Below are 6635 nucleotides of genomic sequence, written 5' to 3' on the forward strand. Positions count from 1 at the left end.
GAGGTGCTCCCGGTAGGCTGGGCTAATGCGCAGACTCCTCGTCACCGGGGGTGCCGGCTTCATCGGCTCCAATTTCGTCCACCACGTGATCGGCTCCACGGACGATCACGTGACAGTCCTCGACAAGCTCACGTACGCAGGAAATCGAGCTTCGCTCGACGGGCTCCCCAACGACCGTCTCAGATTCGTCCAAGGGGACATCGCAGATGCTGCGCTGGTCGACGAACTGTTCACCGACGCAGATGCGGTGGTGCATTACGCCGCTGAGTCGCACAACGACAACTCGCTCCACGATCCGCGCCCGTTCCTCGACACCAACATCATCGGCACGTACACGCTGCTTGAGGCAGCGCGCCGGCATGGAACGCGACTCCACCACATCTCGACCGACGAGGTGTACGGCGATCTCGAAATCGACGACCCCGCCCGCTTCACTGAGTCGACCCCCTACAACCCCTCGAGCCCCTACTCGTCGACGAAGGCCGGCAGCGACCTCCTGGTCCGCGCATGGGTCCGCTCGTTCGGCGTGCGCGCGACGATCTCCAACTGCTCGAACAACTACGGGCCGTACCAGCACATCGAGAAGTTCATCCCGCGCCAGATAACGAATGTTCTGACCGGAGTGCGACCGAAGCTCTACGGCAAAGGCGAGAACGTCCGTGACTGGATTCACGCCGACGACCACTCTTCGGCGGTGCTCACCATTCTCGAGAAGGGTGTGATCGGCGAGACCTACCTGATCGGCGCCGACGGCGAGAAGAACAACAAAGAGGTCGTCGAGCTCATCCTCGAATTGATGGGCAGGCCGCGCGACGCCTACGACCACGTCAGCGACCGGGCCGGCCACGATCTGCGCTATGCGATCGACGCGACAAGACTGCGCACCGAGCTCGGCTGGTCGCCCAGTTTCCAGGACTTCGAGGCCGGACTGGCCGCGACGATCGACTGGTATCGGAGCCATGACCAGTGGTGGGCTCCGGCCAAGGCCTCGACGGAGGCGTTCTACGCCTCGAAGGGTCAGTGATGACCGATTTCGGTAAGGCACTCCATGCAACCGAGACGGCGATTCCCGGGTTGGTCGTGTGGGACGTTCCCGTACACGGCGACAGTCGGGGCTGGTTCAAGGAGAACTGGCAGCGGGAGAAGATGGTCGCCGCGGGCCTCCCCGACTTCCTCCCGGTCCAGAACAACATCTCGTTCAATGACGCCGTCGGCACCACACGTGGCATCCATGCGGAGCCGTGGGACAAATGGGTCTCCGTCGCCACGGGCAAGATCTTCGGTGCATGGGTCGATCTGCGCGAGGGACCGACCTTCGGAAACGTGTTCACGACCGAGATCGACCCTTCGCGTGCGATCTTCGTACCGCGCGGCGTCGGAAACGCCTACCAGACGCTCGAGGCCGACACCGCATACGTCTATCTGGTGAACGACCACTGGTCGCCGGACGCGACCTACACGTTCCTTAACCTGGCGGACGAGGCATCCGCCATCGCATGGCCCATCCCCCTCGATGACGTTGAGATCTCACCCAAGGATCTCGCCCATCCTCGTCTCTCAGACGTGACGCCGATGGCCCCACGCAAGACCCTGGTGCTCGGAGCGAACGGCCAGCTCGGCCGCGCATTGCGTGCCGAGTTCGGCCCATCCTCCAACGTCGTCTTCGCGACTCGTGCCGAATTCGACCTCGTCGCGCCACCAACATGGCGATGGCGCGATTTCGGCACCATCATCAACGCCGCCGCCCACACCGAGGTCGACCTCGCCGAGACCGCTGACGGGCGCCGCGATGCATGGGCGGCGAATGTCTCGGGCGTCGCCACGCTCGCCCGGATCGCTATCGAGAACGGGATCACCCTCGTGCACGTCTCGAGCGACTACGTCTTCGATGGATCCCTCGACCGCCCCTATCGCGAGGACGATCCGATCTCACCGCTCGGCGTCTACGGCCAGACCAAGGCCGCCGGCGACGCTGTCGTCGCTACAGTTCCGCGACACTACATCGTGCGGACGTCGTGGGTGATCGGCGACGGCAAGAACTTCGTGCGCACGATGGCCTCGTTGGCCGAACGTGGCATCAGCCCGAAGGTCATCGACGACCAGAGTGGGCGACTGACGTTCGCCGACGAAGTTGCTCGCGGCATCCGCCATCTGCTGCAGGCTCGAGCACCCTACGGCACATACAACCTGACTGGGAGCGGTGAGCCGACGACCTGGGCTGACATCGCGCGGCGCGTATTCGACCTGACCGGACACGACCCGAACAGCGTCGATCGCGTCACGACCGAGACGTATTTCGCGGATGCGGCCACCCCCGTGGCGCCGCGCCCCCGCAACAGCGTTCTCGATCTGACGAAGTTGGAGGGCACGGGGTTCATCTCGCACTCGGCCGATGAATCGCTGAAGAGGTATCTCGGAGCGAGCTAGTCGCGCGACGTGCGCCAGCAACGGTCACGGCAGCGGTTGTCACGCTGACTCGAGCGCTACCCGCCGGCCCGTCCCGTGGTCGTCCGGGAAGACCCAGCGATCGTATGTGAAGAATCTGAACAGTGTCGCGAGAGCTTGTCCGATGAGTGTCCCGGAGACGTTGTCGGCAACCGGCCCTTCCAGACCCAGTACATACCGCGAGAACGCCAGGCATCCGACCTGGATCCCGATCGCGGCGATGTTGAGCGCGACGAAGATCGCGTATCGCGAGAAGCGGCGTGTCAGCTGCCGAGTGCCGAACGTCCAGTACCGGTTGCCGACGTACGTCACGACTGTCGCCAGCAGGATGGCGATGATCTTCGCAACGATGGGCAGATCGTACAGCGGCCCCGTGCCTGTGAACCCGAAGGCGAGAATGTTGAAGACCGCGGCATCGACGACGAAAGCGAGTCCGCCGACGACAAGGAATGCGCCACCCTTGCGTAACACGCCCGGCTCTGCCTTGGTCAATTCGCTCTCCTCTGCCCGTCCCTGTGCCGGACCCGACGACCGCCCCATGATAGCTTGGTTGCCGCCGGACACCGTGAGAGAGCCGCGCGTTCAAGGAGTCGTTAGCCGTGCCCGAAGCCCCCGCGATGCGCGTTGCTGCCATCGTGCCCTGCCACAATGAAGCCCTCGCCATCGGCAAAGTCGTCGCGGATCTGCGCGCAACTGTCCCACATATGGACATCTACGTCTACGACAATGCCAGCACGGATGAGACCGTCGACGTCGCTCGCAACGCCGGCGCGATCGTCCGACACGAATACACAAAAGGAAAGGGCAACGTCGTTCGTCGTGCGTTCGCCGACGTCGACGCTGATGTCTACGTGCTGATCGACGGCGACGACACGTATGCCACCGCCGATCTGCCTGACATGATCGATGCGTTGCTGGAAGGCCCGTACGATCACGTGCTCGGCGTGCGTCGAGAAACCGAGGCAGGCGCTTATCGCCCTGGCCACGAACTCGGCAATCGCGGATTCAACTGGTTTGTGAGTGGTGTCTTCGGATCTCCGGTGAGTGACATGCTGAGCGGATACCGGGTCTTCTCCCGCCGTTTCGTGAAGAGCTTTCCGGCCCTCTCGCGTGAGTTCGAGATCGAGACCGAACTGACCGTGCATGCGATGAGCCTGCGCGTACCTCAGAAGGAAGTCTCCGTCGGTTTCAAAGATCGTCCGGCGGGAAGCGAGAGCAAGCTGCGGACGTACCACGATGGCTTCCGCATCCTGGGTCTCATCATCGGACTCATCCGCCACGAACGCCCGATGCTCTTCTACGGGCTCACCGGAGTGGCCATCGCGTTCCTGGGTGTCCTGGTTGGAATCCCCGTCGTCCTCGATTTCCTCCAGACGGGACTCGTGCCGCGCCTTCCGACCGCGATACTGACCGTCGGCATCGTTATCGTCGCCTTCCTGGCGTGGATGATCGGCTTGATCCTCGATGGCGTGCTGAAATCGCGCCGTGAGTTCAGCCGCCTCAACTATCTGCTGTACGCGGCTCCATGCTTTGCGAACGGCGCAGGATCCGATGGCCGACACAACGATTGAGCGACCTCCATCCGCGACGACAGAATTGATCACCGCCAAGGTGAGATGGGGTCGCTTCGCACGAACCCGGGCGGTGTGGGTCGGCCCTCTGATCGCGTATCTCGTCCTTGTCCTCCTCGGCATCACGAACTCGAATATCGGTTTCGACGCACTTCGAGAGGATCCTGAGGCGCCTCTCGGACTTCAGATCGGCGCATCGCAAGGCATCCGATCTGACGAGTGGGGCACAGAATCGCCGCTGTGGCTCGGTCAGCTCGCCCGCGCCGGCGCCGAGGACTCCACCCCCCTCAGCGTTTCCAATGACTTCTTCGCGCAGCTTCCCAGCGGACCGATATCGGCTGTCGTCTTCTTCGATGGAACGGCGCTCGCGCTGGGCGGGTGGTTCCCGCACGAGATGCTGTTCGCGGCGAAATGGTGGCTGCCCACTCTTCTGCTCTTCATCGGAGTGCCGATCTGGTTCCGACAGATCTCTGGCCGTTTGCGATGGGGTTATTTCGCGGCCTTCCTCATATTCATCGCGCCAGGAAGCGTCTGGTGGTCCGGTAGGCCCGTCAACACGCTTGGGTTCATATTCGCCGGCTGCGCGCTTGCGATCTACGGGGCCCAGCGACTCTCGGACCGTCGGTGGGTAAGGGCCGCCCTCGCGATCATCGTCGCCGGACTACTGCTGGCCCGCTTCCCCACGTACTATCAGCCACTCGCGATCGTGATCGGGATCCCTGTGGTGCTCGCCACCGCCGGTTTCCTCCTGTGGCGCGACGTCTCGTGGAAGCAGCGTCTCGGGGGTCTCGCGGCGATCGCCGCATCGGGACTGGTCTGGACTCTCCTCCTGTTCTGGGAGAACCGCGAAGCGGTGACGGCGGGTTTGTCGACCGTCTACCCCGGAGACCGAAAGAGCACCGGCGGAGCGCTAACCGCAGGCATGGTGTTCGGAGCCACCAACCTGGGCTGGCTCGAGGACCTCGGGACTGTGCTTCCGCTCAATCAGTCCGAGATTGCGACGTCGTTCACTGTCCTGCTGATAATTGTCGTTCTGTTGTTCGCGACCAGCCGATGGCGAGGGGGAACACTTCTCGCCGCGGCACTCATCCCCCTGGTGGCCGCCGGGCTGTTCTGGCTGAGTTGGGGAACATTGAGCTGGGGGTCCTTCGGAGCGGCGATTCCACTGGTGAACCGCGTTCCCAGCAACCGCGCGATGCTCGGCGTCGGCTACATCGCGATCCTCGCCTTCTGCCTTTACATGAGCCAGTGGAAGCCTTCGAAACGAGTCGCTGTACCCCTCGTCGCCGGCGGCACTGCGGCGTTCCTTTCTGCATATGCCGGATCTTCCCTTCAGACAGCTCAGATAGCCGGGTTGACGTCTGCGATGATCTGGGCCAGCGCATTGATTACAGGTGGCGTGATCTTCGTCCTCATCGCCTGGCCGCTTCGATGGTGGTCCATCACCATCGCCTCCGTCGCCGCGGCGTCGCTCACCTTCGCGACCGCGCCGATAGTGGTCGGACTGGGCGACCTGAGAGCGAGTGCATCTGCGGAGGCATTCATGGAATGGGGTGCGACGAGCCGAGAGGACGGAACTGTGTGGGCTTCCAACTCGCAGTACGTGGACTCACTCATGATGGCGACCGGAACGCCGACTCTGAGCGCCCGCCAGCAGATCGGCCCGGACGTCCAGCAGTGGGAGAGGCTCGATCCGGGCGGCGCTCACCGAGAGATGTGGGATCGCGGAGGTCTGCACGTCACGTTCGAATGGACCGACGAGTCTGGCGTCCAGTTCGAGCAACCCGCCAACGACACCGTCGTGGTCAAGGCCTCGCCCTGCACCGTTGCCGCACGAATGCCTGAGTTCCAGTACGCAGTATCGAGCGAACCGCTGGATGATGCGTGCCTGTCTGAACTGTCCACGTTCACGTGGAGCGGGATCGACTACACGGTGTACCGCGTCGACGCGTAGCGCGGAGGTTCTCCGCGCAATCGGTCCTACCGTCGTCGGCGCACTCCGGATTGTCTGACGCCCGCGTCGCACCTACCGAAGGATGACTCGCGCGCCGTCGCGGGCGCTCCACAGTATCTGACCACCCTCAAACGCCTGCTGACATCCGACTTCGGTCGATCCACAGGTTTCTTCCCCGATTGGATAGCCGAGGGGCCCGTTCTCGTACCCGGCATTCGCCCAAGCCGCGAGCATCCCAAACCACACCGCGTGGCTTTGACCCGCGACTGAATATATTCGCCCGTTCTCGAACTGTTGGAAGCAGCCGCCCACTCGTAGTCCGCAGACGCGGGTTCCCGTCGGGTAGCCGAGCTTGCTATCGACCGAACCGAGCTGCACATAGCGGCTTCTCATGGGCTCTTGGACGGCGAACGATCCTATTTCCGGGGCCCAATAGATCGTTCCATCCTGGAACGTCTGCTCGCATCCACCGCCCCTCAGACCACATCCTTCGCCTGATGTCGGGTAGCGAAGTGGTCCGCGCTCGTAACCCGTGCTTGCCCAGGTGGCGAGAATCCCGTACCACACGGCATGCGCCCCGGTTGCAGCTGACCAGTAGATCTTGCCGTGTTGGAACTCCTGGTAGCACCCATCGCTCGGCAGACCACAACCCTGCTCCTCGATCG

At 63.3% G+C, this 6635-nt stretch carries 5 protein-coding genes; 4 read left to right on the forward strand and 1 reads right to left on the reverse strand.

Translation table 11 applies throughout. The features are described 5' to 3' along the window. Positions 1 to 25: 25 nt before the first annotated feature. Entirely contained in the window at positions 26 to 1024 is a 999-nt protein-coding gene (gene rfbB / locus B2K11_RS03400; protein ID WP_163616840.1) for a dTDP-glucose 4,6-dehydratase, read from the forward strand. Further along, complete coding sequence (locus B2K11_RS03405) at positions 1024 to 2427, forward strand: bifunctional dTDP-4-dehydrorhamnose 3,5-epimerase family protein/NAD(P)-dependent oxidoreductase (RefSeq protein WP_163616842.1); 1404 nt, start codon at positions 1024 to 1026, stop codon at positions 2425 to 2427. Before rfbB ends, B2K11_RS03405 begins: the two co-directional genes overlap by 1 nt. Positions 2428 to 2466: 39 nt before the next feature. On the opposite strand, the gene B2K11_RS03410 is transcribed toward B2K11_RS03405, so the two are convergent. Further along, positions 2467 to 2937 (reverse strand): GtrA family protein, encoded by a 471-nt coding sequence (locus B2K11_RS03410; RefSeq protein WP_204259992.1) that lies wholly within the window; start codon positions 2935 to 2937, stop codon positions 2467 to 2469. Between the two features lie 107 nt (positions 2938 to 3044). Between B2K11_RS03410 and B2K11_RS03415 the strand changes: the two genes are divergently transcribed. After that, a complete protein-coding gene (locus B2K11_RS03415; RefSeq protein ID WP_239525678.1) occupies positions 3045 to 4016 on the forward strand; it encodes a glycosyltransferase in 972 nt (323 codons plus the stop codon). After that, the gene (locus B2K11_RS03420; protein WP_163616844.1) at positions 3997 to 5970 is read left to right on the forward strand and encodes a hypothetical protein; all 1974 of its coding nucleotides are present in this window, start codon (positions 3997 to 3999) and stop codon (positions 5968 to 5970) included. Before B2K11_RS03415 ends, B2K11_RS03420 begins: the two co-directional genes overlap by 20 nt. The last annotated feature ends 665 nt before the right edge of the window (positions 5971 to 6635 follow it).

Source organism: Microbacterium sp. B35-30, assembly GCF_010634855.1.
Taxonomy (GTDB): Bacteria; Actinomycetota; Actinomycetes; order Actinomycetales; family Microbacteriaceae; genus Microbacterium.

Coding starts and splice junctions, on each gene's coding strand:
- rfbB (WP_163616840.1), top strand. CDS start 26: ATGCGCAGACTCCTCGTCACCGGGGGTGCCGGCTTCATCGGCTCCAAT.
- B2K11_RS03405 (WP_163616842.1), top strand. CDS start 1,024: ATGACCGATTTCGGTAAGGCACTCCATGCAACCGAGACGGCGATTCCC.
- B2K11_RS03420 (WP_163616844.1), top strand. CDS start 3,997: ATGGCCGACACAACGATTGAGCGACCTCCATCCGCGACGACAGAATTG.